This is a genomic window from Nocardia alni, assembly GCF_019038435.1.
Classification (GTDB): domain Bacteria; phylum Actinomycetota; class Actinomycetes; order Mycobacteriales; family Mycobacteriaceae; genus Nocardia; species Nocardia alni.
In genome coordinates, this window is record NZ_JAGPOX010000030.1 from 54,414 (window position 1) to 72,755 (window position 18,342).

General features: G+C 67.5%; 19 protein-coding genes. 12 read left to right on the forward strand and 7 right to left on the reverse strand.

Annotated features, from left to right (window positions below):
- Nucleotides 1-37 precede the first annotated feature (37 nt).
- On the forward strand, nt 38-379 hold the full coding sequence (locus JZ791_RS14285; protein ID WP_216894960.1) for a DUF5713 family protein: 342 nt from the start codon (nt 38-40) through the stop codon (nt 377-379).
- A gap of 43 nt (nt 380-422) precedes the next feature.
- Here JZ791_RS14285 and JZ791_RS14290 read toward each other — a convergent pair whose 3' ends face one another.
- Entirely contained in the window at nt 423-1,793 is a 1,371-nt protein-coding gene (locus JZ791_RS14290) for an amidohydrolase family protein (RefSeq protein ID WP_308162922.1), read from the reverse strand.
- Complete coding sequence (locus JZ791_RS14295; RefSeq protein WP_216894961.1) at nt 1,790-2,962, reverse strand: nitrate ABC transporter substrate-binding protein; 1,173 nt, start codon at nt 2,960-2,962, stop codon at nt 1,790-1,792. Before JZ791_RS14295 ends, JZ791_RS14290 begins: the two co-directional genes overlap by 4 nt.
- A 252-nt stretch (nt 2,963-3,214) precedes the next feature.
- On the opposite strand from JZ791_RS14295, the gene JZ791_RS14300 reads away from it, so the two are divergent.
- The 5 genes from JZ791_RS14300 (at nt 3,215) to JZ791_RS14320 (ending at nt 8,044) form a co-directional block, all read left to right on the forward strand.
- Complete coding sequence (locus JZ791_RS14300; protein ID WP_254205697.1) at nt 3,215-4,024, forward strand: ABC transporter ATP-binding protein; 810 nt, start codon at nt 3,215-3,217, stop codon at nt 4,022-4,024.
- Between the two features lie 348 nt (nt 4,025-4,372).
- On the forward strand, nt 4,373-5,224 hold the full coding sequence (locus tag JZ791_RS14305) for an ABC transporter permease (RefSeq protein WP_216894963.1): 852 nt from the start codon (nt 4,373-4,375) through the stop codon (nt 5,222-5,224).
- Nucleotides 5,221-6,288 (forward strand): isopenicillin N synthase family dioxygenase, encoded by a 1,068-nt coding sequence (locus JZ791_RS14310; RefSeq protein WP_216894965.1) that lies wholly within the window; start codon nt 5,221-5,223, stop codon nt 6,286-6,288. Before JZ791_RS14305 ends, JZ791_RS14310 begins: the two co-directional genes overlap by 4 nt.
- A gap of 35 nt (nt 6,289-6,323) precedes the next feature.
- Entirely contained in the window at nt 6,324-7,316 is a 993-nt protein-coding gene (locus tag JZ791_RS14315) for an isopenicillin N synthase family dioxygenase (RefSeq protein WP_216894966.1), read from the forward strand.
- 41 nt (nt 7,317-7,357) lie between these two features.
- The gene (locus JZ791_RS14320) at nt 7,358-8,044 is read left to right on the forward strand and encodes a GntR family transcriptional regulator (RefSeq protein WP_308162923.1); all 687 of its coding nucleotides are present in this window, start codon (nt 7,358-7,360) and stop codon (nt 8,042-8,044) included.
- 104 nt (nt 8,045-8,148) lie between these two features.
- On the opposite strand, the gene JZ791_RS14325 is transcribed toward JZ791_RS14320, so the two are convergent.
- The 4 genes from JZ791_RS14325 to JZ791_RS14340 form a co-directional block, all read right to left on the reverse strand.
- Nucleotides 8,149-8,646, reverse strand: coding sequence for a hypothetical protein (locus tag JZ791_RS14325; RefSeq protein WP_254205698.1), 498 nt, complete (start codon nt 8,644-8,646; stop codon nt 8,149-8,151).
- Between the two features lie 8 nt (nt 8,647-8,654).
- Entirely contained in the window at nt 8,655-9,266 is a 612-nt protein-coding gene (locus JZ791_RS14330) for a TetR/AcrR family transcriptional regulator (protein WP_308162924.1), read from the reverse strand.
- Between the two features lie 283 nt (nt 9,267-9,549).
- On the reverse strand, nt 9,550-10,968 hold the full coding sequence (locus tag JZ791_RS14335; protein WP_216894969.1) for an acyl-CoA reductase: 1,419 nt from the start codon (nt 10,966-10,968) through the stop codon (nt 9,550-9,552).
- Nucleotides 10,965-12,314: a hypothetical protein gene (locus tag JZ791_RS14340; protein WP_216894971.1), complete on the reverse strand. Its 1,350-nt coding sequence runs from the start codon at nt 12,312-12,314 to the stop codon at nt 10,965-10,967. The genes JZ791_RS14335 and JZ791_RS14340 overlap by 4 nt, the downstream gene beginning before the upstream one ends.
- A 76-nt stretch (nt 12,315-12,390) precedes the next feature.
- Between JZ791_RS14340 and JZ791_RS14345 the strand changes: the two genes are divergently transcribed.
- The 6 genes from JZ791_RS14345 to JZ791_RS14370 all read left to right on the forward strand — a co-directional run bounded on the left by JZ791_RS14345 (nt 12,391) and on the right by JZ791_RS14370 (nt 17,152).
- Entirely contained in the window at nt 12,391-13,053 is a 663-nt protein-coding gene (locus JZ791_RS14345) for a TetR/AcrR family transcriptional regulator (RefSeq protein WP_216894972.1), read from the forward strand.
- Nucleotides 13,054-13,173: 120 nt separating this feature from the next.
- On the forward strand, nt 13,174-14,157 hold the full coding sequence (locus tag JZ791_RS14350) for a GlxA family transcriptional regulator (RefSeq protein WP_216894974.1): 984 nt from the start codon (nt 13,174-13,176) through the stop codon (nt 14,155-14,157).
- A 182-nt stretch (nt 14,158-14,339) separates the two neighbouring features.
- Nucleotides 14,340-15,086 carry an NYN domain-containing protein gene (locus JZ791_RS14355; RefSeq protein WP_216894976.1) on the forward strand — a complete coding sequence of 249 codons (747 nt, stop codon included), beginning with the start codon at nt 14,340-14,342 and terminating at the stop codon, nt 15,084-15,086.
- A gap of 55 nt (nt 15,087-15,141) precedes the next feature.
- Nucleotides 15,142-15,573, forward strand: a complete 432-nt coding sequence (locus JZ791_RS14360) for a bleomycin resistance protein (RefSeq protein WP_216894978.1) — start codon at nt 15,142-15,144, stop codon at nt 15,571-15,573.
- 291 nt (nt 15,574-15,864) lie between these two features.
- Nucleotides 15,865-16,755 carry an SDR family oxidoreductase gene (locus JZ791_RS14365; RefSeq protein ID WP_216894980.1) on the forward strand — a complete coding sequence of 297 codons (891 nt, stop codon included), beginning with the start codon at nt 15,865-15,867 and terminating at the stop codon, nt 16,753-16,755.
- 31 nt (nt 16,756-16,786) lie between these two features.
- A complete protein-coding gene (locus JZ791_RS14370) occupies nt 16,787-17,152 on the forward strand; it encodes a darcynin family protein (protein WP_216894982.1) in 366 nt (121 codons plus the stop codon).
- Here the strand turns inward: JZ791_RS14370 and JZ791_RS14375 are convergent.
- Complete coding sequence (locus JZ791_RS14375) at nt 17,142-18,041, reverse strand: LysR family transcriptional regulator (protein WP_216894984.1); 900 nt, start codon at nt 18,039-18,041, stop codon at nt 17,142-17,144. The genes JZ791_RS14370 and JZ791_RS14375 overlap by 11 nt on opposite strands.
- Between the last annotated feature and the right edge of the window lie 301 nt (nt 18,042-18,342).

Here is an 18,342-nt window from a genome sequence, read left to right on the forward strand (position 1 = left end):
ATCCGGTGGTCGAATCGAAGTCCTGGGACAGGGTGTCATGCCGATCAGTAATCAGCAGGTGACTGCGCATCGTTTTCTCCGAATTCTCTACGAGGACAGCTACTATCCCGATCATCTGGTGGATCGGGGTAGGGCGATTCTGCTGGAGTTGTGCGAGCGGATCGAGGACGAGCGGCCGGCTGATCTGGCCGGGTTGTATGTGCTCACCCAGGCCGCTACCGAGGAGTTCAACGCGCTCGAGGGCGAGTTCGATTCGGCGGGTAGTGAATTCGATACTGTGGCTCGTGAGGATATAGGTGAGGATTTCTGGTTCGTGGCCCGTGCCTATGGTTTTCAGGATGCGGATTCGGAGGAGTTGATCTCTGGCCGCGAGTGGTGAACGCGGTAGGAGCGGACAGCCGAACGGGGTCACAGTTCCGTGCTCATCCTCCAGGGTGCGCGGCGACAGGGTCGAGTGCGAGCAGGGCTGCGGTCAGTGCGTCGACGTCGATCCGGGTGCTGTGGCCGTTGGTGATCACGATATCGCCACCCACCAGTACGGTGTCCACGATTCGTGGTGTGCCGCAGGTCAGTAGCGTCGCTCCGGGGTCGGTCATCGGGAGGCAGGCGAAGTCGCGGTCGAAGCGGAGCAGGGTCAGGTCGGCCAGGCGGCCGGCGGTGACACCGCCTGGTGTGGGTGCGATGGGCAGGCCCAGTGCCCGGGACGCACCGTCGCAGGCGATCGCGAGCATCGACGCTGTGTCGAACAGGTCGGCTCGGCGGGCGTGGGCGCGTTGGACGTAGGCCCCCGCGCGCAGCGTCTCCAGCATGTCCTGGCGGTCGTTGGATCCGGCGCCGTCGACGCCCAATCCGACCTGGACGCCATCGGCGAGCAGCTCACGCACGGGGGCGACTCCGGATCCGAGTCGCATGTTGGACACCGGATTCCACGCGACGGCGGCGCCCCCGGCGGACAGGGCACGGCGTGCGTGCGCGTCTAGTTCGACGCCGTGCACGGCGAGCAGGCGCTCGTCGATCAGACCGCCCTCGGCCAGGTAGTCGATCGCGGACATGCCGGCGTGCTCGCGGCACATCGCGTCGTCGGTGCCGGTCTCCGACAGGTGGATCATCACCGTGAGGCCGCGGTCCCGGGCGAATGCGGCCGCGGTGCGCATGCCCTCGACCGTCAGCGAGCGGGGGTTCGGGACGGCCAGGCCCAGCGTGACGCGATCGCCGGCAGTCGCGGCGAGCCGGTCGACGTCGGCTAGTGCGGTATCCAGCGGCTGCATCAGGCGTGGGTCGAAACCCCAACGGCGAGTGGGATCCTCGCGGTCGGCGATGCCCCTTCCGAGGACGGCGCGCACACCGACGTCCGACAGCGCGGCGAGGACGGCGTCGTGCACATCGGGCGAGGGGTGCGGCCACATGTGTTCCACGAGGGTCGTCGTACCGGACAGCAGGCCCTCGAGCGCGGCGGCCACGGTGGCGATGTAGGCACGCTCGGGGGTCACCGCGTTCATGGCCTCGCCCACCGCGAGCAGCCACTCCAGCAGCGGTCGGCCCTCGCCGACACCGCGGCACAGTGACTGCTGGAGGTGGGTGTGGGTGTTGACGAAGCCGGGGACGAGGTGACCACCGGCCCCGTCGAGCACACCCGGTCCGGCGAGGTCGGGAACGTGGTCGCGAACGTCGGTGACGAGCCCGCCCGCGATCAGTACGTCGACGTGCGGGCGCCAAGCCGTTCCGGTCCACACGGTCGCGCCGGAGATGGTGTGGACCTGGGCGGCGTTGCGCCGCAGCGTGAGGGGCCTCACCGCAGGCCGATCGAGCGATCGCCGAACCGGGAGTCGAACAGCGCGGCGGGGTCGAGCTTCGGGTCCACCTTGGCGCCCTGCGCGGCGAGCAGCGGCGCGAGATCGGTCACGAACGCGCGCACACGCGCCGGATCGTACGTGCCGACCGAGCCGTTCTCGTTCGCGATGAGGTTCTCGGACTTCAGAACTCCCGACGCGTACTCGGCCTCGGCGAGCGAGTACGTGGAGTAGGTCGGGTCCTTCGCCACCACGTCGGCGATCAGTTTGTCGGTAGCCGTCGGCGACGTGACGAAGTCGGCGTCCGCCTGCTGCACGATCGGCACCAGCTTCTTCAGGCACGGCGTCAGCTGCGCGAGCCGGTCCGCCCGGACGGACACATTGGACGCGTACGGGTCGAAGCCCAGCTCCGAGAGGAGACCGTGGGCGACGGGCTTGTTCCACGCCGAGATGCTGTGTTCGTATTCCCACGGCTCGGCGTCCGCGTAACCCTGCTGCACGATCGACGAATCGCCCACGAACCGGGCGGGGCTGCCGTCGTAGCTCGTGTCGAGCTGCGAGTTCTTGACGTAGCCCTTGGCGAGCAGCCAGGTCGGGAATGTCTGCTCCTTGGACACCACGACGGTGGCGTGCGACGCGGCGAGCCCGCGCAGGGTGAGGCCAGGGTGTTTGGCCGGATCCCACATCAGGATCGCCGGATTGTGCGTCAGCAGCGGCGTGACGCCGACGACCCGCTGATCCGAACTCGCGGCGACGATCTGGTCTCCGTGCACCAGTCCGAGGTCGATCGACGAGTCGACGTACATCTGGGACGCGACCGACTGAAATCCGATCGCGGAACCGCCCGACTTCAGTCGCAGCTTGATCCCGGTGTCCTTCCCCTGGGCCACCAGAGTTCCCGTGACCGACTTGGTGGTGGTGTCCACCGTGTAGTCCGGTCCGAGCAGCTGGAACATCCCACCCATGTCCGCCTGCGGCTGCCACTGCAACTGCACGGTGAGCGTGCCCGGGCAGAGGCCGGCGAGGCGCTGCGCGGCGGGCGCCGGGGCGAGCGAGACCGCCGGAGCGGGGGTGGTCGACGAGCCGCACGCGGTGAGGGTGCAGGCGCCGGCGGTCAGCGCGGTGGCGAGGGTGGCCGCGCGGCGCGCGAGACGGGCGTGAAAGGGGGACATCTGTTCTCCTGCAACGGGATCGGACGTGGGATCGAAGGACCGGGAGTGGTCGCGTGCGCGGCGGCCCGGGCAGGCCGACGGCGCCGGGGACGACTACACGGTCGCGCACCGAGCGATAGTCCACAAGACAAGGAGGTGCATGTAACAAGATATTCACAGCACGGTATGCACACCGATTACATGCAATTGAGAGCCTGAAGGCACATCGAGAGCCGAATCTGCCCACAGATCGTTCCCATATCGGAGGTTCCCTTGCCATCCTTCGCCCCGCTGATCGACACGCTCGGCGATGTCGACGCGCGGTACCTGAAAGCGGACGACCAGGTGTCGTTCCACGAGGTGTCGATGACCTACCCCACCGGGACCACCGCACTGTCGTCGGTGTCGCTGTCGGTGCGCCACGGCGAGTTCGTCGCGATCGTCGGGCCTTCGGGCTGCGGCAAGTCCACCCTGCTGCGCCTCGCCGCCGGGTTGGAGCGACCGTCCGCCGGCGCGGTCGCCGTGGGCACATCGTCGGTCGCCTTCATCTTCCAGGAGCCGACGCTCTTGCCCTGGGCCTCGGTGCGCCGCAACGCATCTCTACTGGTCGAGCTCGCCGGGATACCGGCCGCCGCCCGCCGAACGCGGGTCGATGCCGCATTGGCCGCGGTCGGTTTGGACGACTTCGCCGACCAGTTGCCCAAGGCGCTCTCCGGCGGCATGCGCATGCGGGTGTCGCTGGCCCGCGCGCTGGCCCTCGAGCCCGAGTTGATGCTTCTCGACGAGCCCTTCGGCGCGCTCGACGAACTCACCCGGCAGCAGATGCAACTGCAACTGCTGGGCCTGTGCGAGCGCGGCGGCTTCACCACGGTGTTCGTGACCCACTCCGTCTCCGAGGCGGTGCTGCTCGCCGATCGGGTGGTCGTGATGTCGGCACGCCCCGGGCGGATCGCGGCCGAGATCGAGGTCGACCTACCGCGGCCTAGGGGCGCGGGCAGACCATCGGGCACCGAATTGCGGTTCGCGCCCGAGTACACGGACACCGTCGCGCGGATCTCGGGACTGCTACGGGGTGTCGCATGAGCGAGCGCAGCGATGAACACGGCGGAGCCCGCACTCTCGCCGGTGCGCAGCCGGGCCAGAGCGGACACAGTACGCGAACCATCAACACAATCGCCCCGGCGGTCATGCCGGAGGCAGATGTCAGCGAGGTGAAGGCATGAGTGCGCGAACAACGAAGACTGTCCCCCTGCGGTTATGCCGGAGGCAAGTGTCAGCGAGGCAGAGGTATGAGCGAGCGAACAACCAACATGATCACCCCAGCCGTCACGCCAGAGCCGAGCGCCAGCGAGGTGAAGGCATGAGGCGGCGAACAACCAGCACAGTGGCCCCGGCGGTCATGCCGGAGCCGAGGAGCCGCGAGGTGAAAGTATGAGTGCCGTACTGGATCTTCCGATCACCCAAGTCGCACAGGCTACTTCGCCGCCGCGGCGGCTCGCCGTCCGATTCGGGCGTGGATCGGTGGCCGTCGCCGCGGTGGCCGCGGGAATCGGGCTGTGGTACATCGTGTCCTATCTGGTGCTCAGCCCGCAGCGCCGGTTCCTCCTACCGGCTCCACATACAGTGCTCGCGCAATCGCTGCTCGATCCCGCGCACCTTCACCCCATGCTCGTCGCGCTGGGCGTGACCGCGAAGGTGGCCGGGATCGGGTTCGTGGTGGCCGCCGTGATCGGGACCGCCGTCGGCTCGCTGATGAGTCAGGCATGGTGGCTCGAGCGTGTGATCTTCCCGTATGCCGTTGTGTTGCAGGTGGTCCCGATCCTCGCGATCACACCGCTGCTGGGCCTGTGGTTCGGTTACAGCACCACCTCGCGGGTCGCGGTGTGCGTGATGATCGCGTTGTTCCCGATCATCACCAACGCCCACTTCGGATTTCGCTCCGTGGACCCGGGCCTGCACGAGCTGTTCACGCTGGGACGCGCGTCCCGCCTGCGGCGCCTCGTCCGGCTCGAGCTGCCCGCGGCATCGCCCTCGATCCTGACCGGGCTGCGGATCGCGTCCGGCCAGGTGATCATCGGGGCCATCATCGGCGATATGTTCTTCGCGCAGGGCCAGCCGGGCATCGGCACCCTGATGGACGACTACCGGGCGCAGTTGCGCTCCACCGATCTGATCGCGGCGATCGTGCTGGCCGCGGTGTTCGGCGTGGTCGTCTTCGTCGCTTTTTCCACGGTGTCCCGGCTCGCGGTCGGGCGCTGGCACAGCTCGGGAGGTGCACGATGAGCGATTCCACCACTGCGGGAGACGATTTCGTCATCCCCACCGTCGACCTCACGCCCTATCTCACCCCGGCGAGGTCGGCCGCGACCGACCCGGCATGCGCGGCGGTCGCGGCGAGCATCGACGATGCCTGCCGCACAGTCGGTTTCCTCCAGATCGTCGGGCACGGCGTGCCCACGTCCGCGATCGACGGGCTCGCCGGGGCGATCGATGGCTTCTTCGGTGCGCCACCCCAGGCCAAGCGCCTGCTCAACAGGCCGGGCGTGAATCGCGGTTACACGCCACCGAAATCGGAGTCGCTGAGTATGAGTCTCGGTGTGGCTCCGGCGAATCGGATGAACGACTTCTACGAGGCGTTCACCGTGGGAACCGAGGCCGACGCCTATCCCGGGCTGGATCTGCCCGAGGCCGACTACCCGGCCAACCATTGGCCCGAGACGCCAGGATTCCGCGCTTCCGTGCAGGCATACATGCGCGAGGTGCGTGACCTGTCCCGGGCGCTGCTGCGCGCCTGCTCGGACGCGCTGGGAGTGGGCCCGGACCATTTCGACGACCTCGTCGACCACTCCATCGACACCCTCAAGATGAACAACTACGCATTGGCCCCGGGCGCGATCGAAGTGGACGGGCCGCTCACCGGGATGGGCGCGCATACCGACTTCGGGATCCTGACCGTCCTGTGGGCCGATCGCGTCGCGGGTCTGGAGGTACTCGGACCGGATGCCGTGTGGCACCCCGTCATGCCCGCCCCGGGGGCCTTCCTGGTGAACCTCGGCGACGCCTTCGCGCGCTGGACGAACGACCGGTGGATATCCACGCTGCACCGCGTCGACCCGCCGGTGGTCGACGGCCGGATCGAACGCCGCCGGTCCGCGGCCTTCTTCTTCGACGGCAACCACGACGCGGTGATCGAGCCGTTGCCCGGCACCGTGGAGCCCGGTGCGGACGCCTACCCACCGATCACCGTCGCCGCGCACCTACAGGCCAAGCTGGCCGGTATGAAGCGCGGCACGGCGCCCGTCGGCGCCGACCGCGAGGCCGCCCGGGTGCTCGGCGCCCGCCCTTGACTTCGAACCCCTTGCCCGACAGGAGCAGACACACGATGACCGAGCAGTACCGCATGCGGGAGCTGACCCTGGAAAGCCGGATGGGCGGCCCGGGAGTCGAGACCGCGCGCAGCATCCCGCGGATCGACCTGACCGACCGGGAGGCGCGGCGCGGCGAGATCACCGATCAGCTGTGGCGCGCCGCCACCGAGATCGGATTCTTCCAGCTGGTGAATCACTCGATCCCTCGGCGTCTCGTGGACGCGGCGTTCACACGGGCCGCGGAGTTCTTCGCGCTGCCCGAGCCGGCCAAATCCGCACTACCGCTGGATAAGCCGAACAACGCGGGGTGGGAGTACTCGAGCCAGGTCCGCCCGTCGGTGGGCACACCGGACCAGAAGGAGTCGTATCAGATCACCCGTCCGCACATGGCCGGCCTGTGGCCCGCCGAGCGGGACATGCCGGGGTTCCGGGACTTCATGCTGGGGTTCGAGCGTCAGTGCTGGGAGCTCGCGATGTGGGTGCTGTCCTGCTTCGCCGACCGGCTCGGCTTCGATCGCGAGTTCTTCGCCCGCGCACACGATCCCGGCTCCGCCGAGTACCAGTCGACGCTGCGGCTGATCCACTACTACGCACTGCCCGAACAGTTGCGCGGTCAGCCCGGCACCTGGCGAGCGGGCGCGCACACCGACTTCGACTGCCTCACACTGCTGTTCCAGCGGGACGGGCAGGGCGGCCTGCAGGTCTGCCCCGGCCGCGAGGCGGACGCCCAGGAGTGGACTCCGGTGGTACCGTCCGACGACGTGATCACCTGCAACATCGGCGACATGCTCATGCGATGGAGCGACGACGCGCTGCTGTCGACCTTCCACCGGGTCCGCGTGCCTGGTGCGGGCGAATACACCGGGCCGCGCTATTCCATCCCGTTCTTCGCCCAGGCCAACCGCGATGTGATGATCGCGCCGCCGCGCGGCGCCTATCCCCCGATCACCGCCGCCGAGTACCTTCGCCAGCGGGTCGCCGCCAACTACGCGGGCCCCACGGCGTGAGCGCGCCGGTCGAAGCCGGACGAGGGAAGAGGACGGCGCTGGTGGACGGCGGTTCGGAGGCCCTGCTCGGGGAGGCGGTGTACCGGAAACTGCTGGACCGCATCTTCACCGGCGAACTGCGGCCCGGTGCGCCGCTGAGCGTCCCCGCCCTCGCGTCCGAGCTCGACGTGAGCCGAAGTCCGGTGCGCGACTCGGTACAGCGGCTCGTGGCCGACGGTTTGGCGGTGCACACCCCCCATGCCGGGGCGCGCGTCGCCCACGTGGATGAACGCGAGATCGCCGATGTGCTCGCCGTCCGGGAACTGCTCGACGGGTACGCGGCGCGAGAGGCGACGCTGAAGGCGACGGCATCGGACGTGCGGCGACTGGTCACACTGATCGAGGGGCAGCAGGCGCGCCTGGCCGAGCCGGCCGACGCGCTCGGCGAGGCAAGGCGCGACCTCGAATTCCACACCGCGGTCCGCGATCTCGCGGCCAACAGGGCGCTGAGCGACGCACTGCACCGACTCGACGCCAAGGCGCACCTGTACAACTCGGGGCTGTGGTCGGACGAGGAGGGACGCCGATTCGCGGTCGCCGAGCACACGGCGATCGTGCACGCGATCCAGATCGGGGACGCCGCGACCGCCGACCGTGCCGCGGCGGCGCATGTCGCCGCGCTCGCCGTGCGGATGCGCCGACTGACCCGGGCCATCGATCTCGGCGGGAATTCACTGGCGCCCAGTTGATTACAGCGGATACCGGCTGACGACCCGCCAGGGGTCGACCGGGCACGTCATCGACACTGGGGACGTCGCCGGATCACCGGCGATCTCCCCGGATGTCGTGTCGCTCAGCCTACTTCGATCAGGTCTTTGGTCAGGTGGTCCAGTGGACCGCCGCGGTGGAACGATTCGATCGCGGGGATCTGGTCCGCGTCCACGCGGGCTGCCGCCAGGGCGCGGGCCTTGAACGCGCGGGCCGCTACGGACAGGCGGTGTTCGACGTAGCCTGTGCGGCAGTCCAGTTCGTCCGGGCAGCCGCCCCAGAGCATGACCTCGCAGGTGTGGTCGTCGAGGTTGGCCAGGATGCCGTCACGGATTCGGGGGTCGGTCTCGTATATCGTTCCGGCGACCGCGATCTCGCGCGGCCACATGGTCCCGCCGCGAGGCGGCGGGGCGATGAGCGCGGGCTCCAACTCCACCAGCCGCGCGCCGAGGATGCGCAACGGCGTCGGATCCCCCGGGTCCGAAACAGCCACGGTGACTTCCCATCCCGCCATCGCGCGATCGAACAGCCAACCGCCGGTGTATCGGACCGCGTCCAGCACGGTGGGGGCGAGGATCGCCATCCGGTACCTCAGGGGGTGCCGACGGGCATGAGTGATCGCGTCAGTGAGCGGGTGTACTCCGTGAACGTCTGATTCAACGGTATCGAGGGGTCGAGCAGCCATGAGATTTCCATCCCGTTGATGAATGCCATGATCTCCACAGCCTTGACGGCGGGGTCTATATCGGTGCGGTACCGGCCGGCGCGCTGACCGCGCCGGATACCGTCGGCGACGGTGTCCACCGCGGCACGGTATCGCTGGAACAGCCGGTCGCGCAGGGGCGCGTCCGGGTCCAAGTTCTCCACGAGCAGCACGATGTACATGCCGATCAGATCGGGTGAGCGGGAGAACCGGCCGACCGCGCGCCGCACCCCTTCGATGATGTCGCCCTCGCGGTCGGCGTGCATTTCGTCGTCGGTGTCACGGACTTCCAGCACCGCCTGGAGCAGGTGTTCCTTGGATTCGAAGTGGTGCAACAGCCCAGCGGTGCTCACACCCGCCTCACGCGCGATCTGCGCCAGCGTGGTCGAGCGCCACCCGTTGCGTGCCAGCAGTCGCTGTGCGACCGCGAGAATCCGCAACTTCCGCTCCTCGCCCTTGGCGAGCAGCGAATCGTACGGACGTACGCGCTGACCGGACACCGAACTCCTTCGTCCGAGAAAACCTACTGAACACACAGTAGGTTGGTTTGACCGATGTGACAAGGGTCTCATACAAGACAATTTTCCGGGGCGGAATCGGCCCGGCGCCGCGAGCGCTGACACACGTTTCAGTCCGGTCGCCGTCGATCACGGACCATACCGCCGATCCGGCGGTGGATCGCATGCCTCCACCGATTACCGCAGGTGAGCGGCGGAGCGTTCGCTGTCGGATCACTGCCGCGTGGAGCGGTGTGCGCGCCCGGGCGCGGGCGCGCACACCGCCCTACTGGGCCCCGTCCTCGTGCACCATCCAGTGCACGAAGCGATGCAGGGGATACATCGCATCGTGCGGGTTGCCGATCGTGCTCGGCCCCGCCTCGCCCAGATGAACGATGCGCTGGGCGCCGCCGCTTGCCAACTGATCGCGGTAGGCGTCCATGCGGTCGAACGGGTAGAAACCGACCGTCTGGGTCGCCACGTTCACGTATCGCGTCGCCGCTTCGAGGGATTCGACGCGGACCACGTTGGCGGTCTTGGTGATCGGGTGGAAGTCGACCGGCTCGTCGGAACGGATCACCACGCCGCTGCCGTCGGTGTGGCCCCAGACCCGGAACTCGTCGTCGAGCATGGCCAGGGTGTCGATCTGCTCGCGTAGATCCGCCGCGAGCGGGCGGATGTCACCGGAGGCGGCGGCCAGCGCGACGATGCGCGCGTGCAGCAGTTCGCAGAACCGGTCCGCGGCATCGGTATCCGCCTCGACGAAGACGAAACGGCTTGCCACACAGGCTTCCTGATTGAGCACCATGACGTCGTCGGCGGCCAGTTCCGCGGCGGTGCGCAGGGTCTGGTCGGTGTCGAACGCCTCCCGGCCGACCATCGAGATCGACGTCTTGGGGTCGAAGGAGACCAGTTGCAGTCCGGGACCGAGGTACCGGATCACGTTGTCGATCGCGTCGCCGCCGCCCCAGGCGACGATCTTGTCGAAGTACTGCGGACGGTACAGCACGCGCTCGACGGTCTCGTCGCCGCCGCGCCAGTACGCCGCCGACATCGACGCGACGATCGGATGCTGTGGGTCGATATCCGCCATCGTGCGCAGGATCGCGACGGTGGTGAACGGATCGCTGGAGGACATCTTGAACAGATTGACGGCCTTGACCATCGCGCCCTGAGCGATCGACTTCACCGCGACGCCCGGCGAATTGCCGGGCAGCACGTGCACCAGGCGGGGCGCGAAAGCACGCACGAAGCTGCGTCGGCCGGTGAAGTCCCGCTTGGGAATCCACTCGTCCAGCGCGCGGGGATCGGGGAAATTCTGCTCGACCGTGGCCATCAGCATCCGGCGATCCAGATATTCCGCCGCACCGCTCACCTGCCGGGCCAGCACCGCGCGGGGCAGCACATGGGTGGAGGACATCCGGTCGATGCAGTCGACGACGAACGGATTGTCCGGATCACGCAGTCGCACTCCGGTTTCCACCAAGAAGTCGATGATCTCCGTGAGCGGGACGTTCAGCAGCGGCGGGACCTCGTGCCGCGGATACACCGCCCGGTCGAGGTCCAGGCGCGGGGTCGTGAAGCGCACACCGAGATCACGGGATCGATGGGTTGCCTCGGCTCCCTCTACCAGTTCACCTCGCAGGAAGAAGGGAGCGGATACTGTGTGATCAGTTGCGACAGTAGTGGATTCCATGGTGCTCATACGATCCCCCGCACATACGCGTCGACCGTGCCCGCACAGCCGATCTTGTCGTCACCGGCGAGATCGGCGTAACGCACGATGTCGTCCCGGACCGAGGGCCCTTTGCTCCCGCAGGCGCACGGGTCCAGGCTCAGCGAGACCTTGTCGCCGGTGATCACCCCACCCCATCGGCCGTCCAGCGCCAGATCGAAGAACGCCGCGCGGCCCTCGATCTCGCCGGATGTGTGCGGCAGCAGCGTGTCTCCCGACTCGTCCAGCACGAAGGGCACCAGCCAGGGCGGCACGTGGTACCGGTTGCCCTTGCGGCACTTCGGCATTCCGGAGTTGAGCTCCTGCATGGAGTAGTTCTGGAAGTCGCGCTCGGGCGGGATGTTGAAGGTATCGTGCACGAATTGCCGGTAGTCGGGCGGCAATTGGGCGCGCTTGAGGCCGCCACCGACGTACAGGCAGTTGTCCGGGTGGAAGTCCGCGCCCGAGTAGCCGCGCTCCCGCACCAGCGTCGCCGCCTGATACAGCGCGTTCCACATGCCCGCGATGTACAGCTTGTCCGTGCGGCATCCGATCAGCGCCTCGACCGCGTCCACCATCGCGCGGTCCATGTTCTGCTGCCGCTCGGCGGAGGTCCGCTCGTAGTCCGCCAATTCCTCCGGCCGCGCTGTGCCTTCGGCGATCTTCTTGCGCAGCACCACCATTCGGGTCAGCGCGCCGATCGTCAACGGCGGCAACGACAGTCCGACCCGAGGCTTGGACGGATCGGCGAAGGCCGCGGCCTGCGCCTCCCCGGTGACCCGGTTCTTGGGCACGGCGGCGGTGGCGGCGATACCGACCATCCGCCGGTCCTGGGCCGGTTGTACGCCCGAGCCCCAGGAGAACACGTTGACCGTGTCGCGGCGCGACCAATCCATGTCCGCCTCGGAGGCGGGCAGCATGGCCGATTTGCCGGTGGTGCCGCTGGAGCAGGACACGTAGTGGCCCGCATCCGCCAGACGCGCGATCCAGTCGTCGATATCGGTGATCCCGGACGTCTCGACCGGGCCGATCGGATAAGGACAGACCGTGCCCAGCCATTTGCCGAGCCGATCCCAGCGCTCATCGATCAGGAAGCTCTCGGGGTAGCTCTTGTAGACCGAGTGCGGAAACAACAGCGGCACAACGTCTTCGAATCGGCCGATCGTCGTGATCCCCGCCTCGCGGGCGCGATGGTCGAGCAGTTTGATCCGCTCACGGCGTTCGGTGAAGCGCTCCTCCAGTGCCTCGAGCTGCGTCTCGCGCAGATCGGCGGCCGAGTGGTCGAAGCGGTCCGGGGCGTCGATCAGCCCCGTCAGTTTTTCTCTTGCCGAGCTCATTGCGGCATCCTTTGCCAATGATGTCCGGTAGGGCCGGACCCAATTTAATAGCACCTCTAACGTATCATTAATCGCGATGGGAGCGACAGTGGCAGCAACGCAGCAGCCCGGGCGGCGGGGCGCCGGGCGGCCCACCCGCGCGCAGGCCGAGGCACGGCACGCGGAGTTGCTCGACACCGCGCTGACCCTGTTCCTGGACAACGGCTTCGAACCGACCACCATCGAAACCATCGCCGCCGCGGTGAATATGACCAAGCGAACCGTCTACGCCCGCTATCCGGACAAGGCGGCATTGTTCTTGGCGGCGGTGCGCCGGGCCATCGAACGCCAGATCGTGCCACCGGATGTGCTCGACGCCATGGACACCGGCGACCTCGAGCAGACCCTGGAGGCGGTGGCCCGGCTGCGGATCCAGCAGGTGATGACGCCCCAAGGCCTCGCGCTGCAACGCATCATCAACACCGAGAGCTACCGCTTCCCGGAGATCTTCACATCCAACTACCTGACGAGCGCCAAACCGGTCGTCGACTTCGTCGCCGCCGTGCTCGACCGCGCCATCGCCGCGGGCGCCCTGGCCCCCACCGACCCCGATCAGGCCGCCCGCGCCTTCATGAGCATGGCGATCGGCGGACAGGTGCGATCGATCGTGGCGGGCCTGCCGCCGACGCCCGCACAGCTGGACGAGCGGGTGCGGTTCACCGTCGGGCTGCTGCTCGACGGCCTGCGGCCGAGGAACTGAACAACTGCTCCCTCCTGGAGTCCCGGTCGCGCCCTGGTGTTCGGCTACGCCCTTCGCGAGAATCGCAGCTGCACGAGTCCTGGATGGCATGGATCCCACAATTTCTGACATCCTCGAGGGATGGCAGGTGAGCGGCAGATCGTCTTCGTGGTCTTCGATGGGGTGAAGTTGCTCGACGTGTCCGGTCCGGCCGAGGTGTTCGCCGAGGCCAACCGGTTCGGTGGCAGTTACGCGCTGACCTATGTGTCACCAGACGGGCAGCCCGTGGTGACGTCGGTGGGGATCACTCTGCCCGTCGCCGGACCGGCCGCGCACGTCCGGTCTGCGGACACCGTGGTCACCGCTGGCGGGGACGTGCTCGCGACCGAGCCCGTCCCGGAGGATCTGATCACCGCGATCACCCATCTGCGCACCCGCACCCGCCGCCTGGTGTCGATCTGCACCGGATCGTTCGCGCTGGCCGCGGCCGGGGTCTTGTCGGGGCGTCGCGCGACCACGCACTGGCAGCACGCACGGCTGCTGTCCCGCACCTATCCGGATGTGCGGGTGCAGCCCGACGCGCTGTTCGTCGAGGACGACGGTGTGTTCACCTCCGCGGGCGTCTCGGCCGGGATCGACCTCGCGCTCGCCCTGGTCGAACAGGACCACGGTCCCGGCCTCGCGCGCGAGGTGGCCCGCAGCCTCGTCATGTTCATGCAGCGCCCGGGCGGGCAATCCCAGTTCTCCGCACCTCTCGAGGTCCGGCCGCCCAGCACGCCGACCCTGCGTACCGTGGTGAACCTCGTCTCGGCGCAGCCCGCCCTGGACCACAGCACGAACAGCCTGGCCTCGCGTGTCGGCGTCAGCGCCCGCCACCTGGCGCGGCTGTTCTCCACCGAATTGCACACCACCCCGGCGAGATTCGTGGAACAGGTGCGCGTGGACCACGCCAAATCCCTGCTGGACGCCGGGCGTGGTGTCGCCGAGGCCGCGCGGCTCGCGGGATTCGGCAGTTCGGAGACGATGCGCCGCACCTTCGTGACCCGGTTGGGAATCTCCCCGAGCCAGTACCGGGCGCGGTTCGAGACCACCGGCTCGGGCCGTCCGGCGACGATCACCGACTGAGAGTCCCCATCAGCCGAGTGTTCTCACTGGAACATGCACCGGCCTCATGGAGGCTCACGCCCGAGGCAACTCCTCATCACCGGCAGCCGATCGCTACCGCGCTCGGGGTGTGGGTCCACGCGTCGGCGCCGCGCAGCGGATACGGTGGGGGTGGCAGGCGCCGACCTACGACGGGAGTTGCCGTGACGGGCGAGAACACGACCAGGCTCGCCGTGCTGATCGATGCGGACAATGCCCAGCCCTCGATCGCGGATGGGTTGCTGGCCGAGGTCGCGAAGTACGGCACGGCGCATGTGAAGCGGGCATATGGCGACTGGACGAGTTCGAATTTGAAGGGCTGGAAGGAACAGTTGCTCGAGCAGTCGATCCAGCCGATCCAGCAGTTCGGGTACACGACCGGAAAGAACTCCACCGATTCGGCGATGATCATCGACGCGATGGACCTGCTTTACACCGGCAATCTCGACGGTTTCGTCATCGTCTCCAGCGACAGCGATTTCACCAGGCTCGCCAGCCGAATCCGTGAATCCGGGCTCACCGTCTACGGATTCGGCCAGCGCAAGACGCCGAGCCCCTTCGTCGCCGCCTGCGACATCTTCATCTACACCGAAAACCTCACCAGCACAACGGAAGAGTCCGACACCGCCAAGTCGCACAAGACCACGGCCAACCAGCTCAAGGGCGACACCAAGCTGATGAACCTGCTGCGCAACGCCGTCCACGCGGCCTCCGACGACTCCGGCTGGGCGACCCTGTCGAGCGTCGGCTCGATCATCAACAAACAGCGCCCCGATTTCGACCCCCGCACCTACGGTTACGGCAAGCTCGGCGAACTATTCGCCGCCACAACACTGTTCGACCTCGAGGGCCGCCGCCCCGGCGAGGGCAAACCCGAGGTGACCTACATCCGCCGCCGACCGGACCGTTAAAGTATTTCTGCTGAATCCCGTTGTGTGCTCTACGATCTCATCTCCCGGTGACAGCATGAGTTCCAGCGAACCCGCGATCGTTCCCGAGCTACTCGTGACCGACATATCGAGAAGCATCACGTTCTGGTGCGGACTCTGCGGGTTCGAGATCAACTACGAACGTCCGGACGAGGGCTTCGCATACATTTCCCGCAACACCGCACACATCATGCTCGAGCAATACCGCATCGGCCGGAACTGGGTCACCGCACAACTCGATCGGCCCTTCGGACGCGGAATCAACTTCCAAATCAGCGTCTCCGACCTCGCGCCGATCCTCTCGGCACTACGCCACGCCGACTATCCGCTGTTCCTGCCGCCGGAAACGACGTGGTACCGCATAGGCGGCGGCCGAGAGGTGGGAGTCCGGCAATTCCTCGTCGCCGACCCCGACGGATACCTCCTTCGGTTCCAAACCACCATCGGCCGCCGAGCGACTACCGGATAAGCAGACACGTTCCAGAGGTGCAGCCGGTCGGCGTTGAACCCGCCATCGGCGGTCTTGGCGATCACTACGAAGGCGAGTTCGGACCGTGCCGGCTCGGCGGTGAAGGGTATTTGCGTTGGGTGCAATACACAGTTGCGAACATTGCAGTAGACAGCAAGTGCTGAACCCCCGAGACTGAATATGTGCCCGGGTGATCCACCGGATTCGGATCGCATACGACCGAATTACGAAGCGCACGAGCATATTACGAATTGCAATCATCGCCCCATGTGGGATTCAGGAGGTTTGTTCATGCGTGTATTCGTTACGGGTGCCAGTGGTTGGATCGGGTCCGCTACCGTCGATGACTTGCTAGGCGCCGGTCACGACGTCGTGGGACTGGCTCGTTCCGAGGCGTCCGCGGCCGCGATCGCGGCGAAGGGGGCGACGGCTCTGCCCGGTGATCTCGATGATCTCGAGGCGCTGCGGCGGGGTGCGGCCGAGGCCGAGGGGGTGGTTCATCTTGCGAACAAGCACGATTGGGCAAACTCCGCCGAGACCAACCGGGCCGAGCGGGCGGCCGTCGAGACGATCGCTCAGACGCTGGCCGGCAGCGGCAGGCCGTTCGTCCTCGCCTCCGGGTTCGGGGGCATGGGTCCGGGGCGGCCCATCGCGGAGTCCGACCCGTCGCCGGCGGTCGGTCCGGATTCGATGCGCGGGGGCAGTGAGAACCTCGCGCTCGACTATGTCGAGAAGGATGTACGGGCCATCGTCGCCCGGTTCGCGCCGTCCGTGCACGCCATCGGTGATCACGGCTTCCTCTCGGCGATCGTCGCGGCCGCGCGCCGGCACGGCGTGTCGGCCTACATCGGCGACGGCTCCACGGCCTGGGCCGCGGTGCATCGCTCCGATGCGGCGCGGCTGATCCGGCTCGGACTCGAGCAGGCGCCCGCCGGATCCCGGCTGCACGCGGTCGCCGAAGACGCCGTCGCGGCGCGTGATATCGCCGAGGCCATCGGCCGCACGCTCGACATTCCCGTGGTGTCGGTCGCGCCCGAGAAGGCCACCGAACATTTCGGATTCGTCGCTCGGTTCTTCGGGATGGACATGTCCGCCTCGAGCGCGCGCACGCGCGAATCGCTCGCGTGGACCCCGTCCGGACCGACATTGATCGAAGACATTCGGACCGGCGCCTACGCCTGACCGCTTACACCTCACAAGGAGACGAAAACCCATGTCCACCGAGACATTTGACACCAACGTCACCGCATTCATGCTGGTGAAGACCAAACCCGAATGGCTGGCCATGTCGGTCGAGCAGCGTTTCGCGACGTTCGAGGCCGAGATCCTGCCTGTCATCAAAGAGAAAGCGAAGGATGTTCGATCGCGCTTCTACGACACCGAGTTCTATTCGGCGCGGGTGACCGACATCTGGGTGTGGGAGGCGCGCGATCACGAGTCGTATCAGCTCCTGGTCGAGGCGCTGCGCGAGACACCTTGGTGGGACCGGTATTTCGATGTCGCCGAACTCCTGGTCGGCGTCGAGAACGCCTACGCGAAGAACTACGGCAGGCAGGCGGTGGCCAGCGTCAACCTCTGACGCCCATGGCCGGGGGGATCTGCTGCCGCAGCCATTGGTGGACCGGATCGCTGTCGTGGCGCACGTGCCACGCCAGCGACACCGGGATGAGCGGCAGATCCAAGTCGACAGGGAAGATCCTGGCGCCGCTGACCGCCGCCACCTGATGGGCGTAGCGCTCAGGAAACAGGCCGATCAGGTCGGAGGTGAGCACGATGTGCGCGGCGGCGGTGTAGCTGGGCACCACCGCCGCGACGGTGCGTTCGAGACCGTGCCGCTCCAGGGCGGTGTCCAGCGCCCCACGCGAACGGCCCCGGCGCGAAACCACCACGTGCCGAGCCGATGCCAGCCGCTTCGGACTCATCTCCGAACTCACCAGCGGATGACCGGCCGCCATCATCCCCACCATCTGCTCCTGGAACAGCAGCCTGCTGCGGATCTCGGGCCCCTGATATCCGATCGACCCGAGATCCAGATCGACCCGGCCGTCGCGCAGCGGCGCGAGATCCTCCTCCCCCTCGGCCATGAACCGCAGCCGGATACCGGGCGCGACGCCGCGGGTCCGCTCGAGCAGGGCGGCCGGGAGCACGCTGATGAACACGTCGTTGGCGCGCAGGGTGAAGGTACGTTCCAGCGCGGCGAGGTCCGGATCTTCCCCGGCCCGCATCAACTCCCGCGCCTCCTCGAGCAGTTCGTGCAGGCGGGACTGGATCGCGAGCGCCCGGGGCGTCGGCACCAGCCCACGCCCGGCGCGTACGAGGATCGGATCGCCCATCGCCTTGCGGATCCGATCCAGTGTCCGGCTGGTCGCCGGGACACTCAGATGCAGCCGTTCCGCGGCACCTGTCACGCTCCCCTCGGCCAGCAGCACATCGAGCGCGTTCAGCAAATTCAGATCTATGTGCGCCATAAGCAACTGATTATGAGAACTATTGCGCAGAACGGCAATTACCGGAGCCCGCCTCGGTCGGAAATCCGTGTCGAAGGCCGAATCCGAGCCCGCCGCGCGATCCAGGGCCGGGCTGCCTCTGCTGCCGATCAACTGCGTCCGCTCCGTACGGTGAGCGTCGGATCGAACTCCCGGGAGTCGGCTCGTCACAACCGGAAGGCGATGTCCGGCGAACCGGACGCACGGGGCTCGTCTCCGTCCGGACGCGGTGGCGGGGATGACGTCGAGGCGGATTCGATCGAACTCCGGCTGCCGTCGGTTC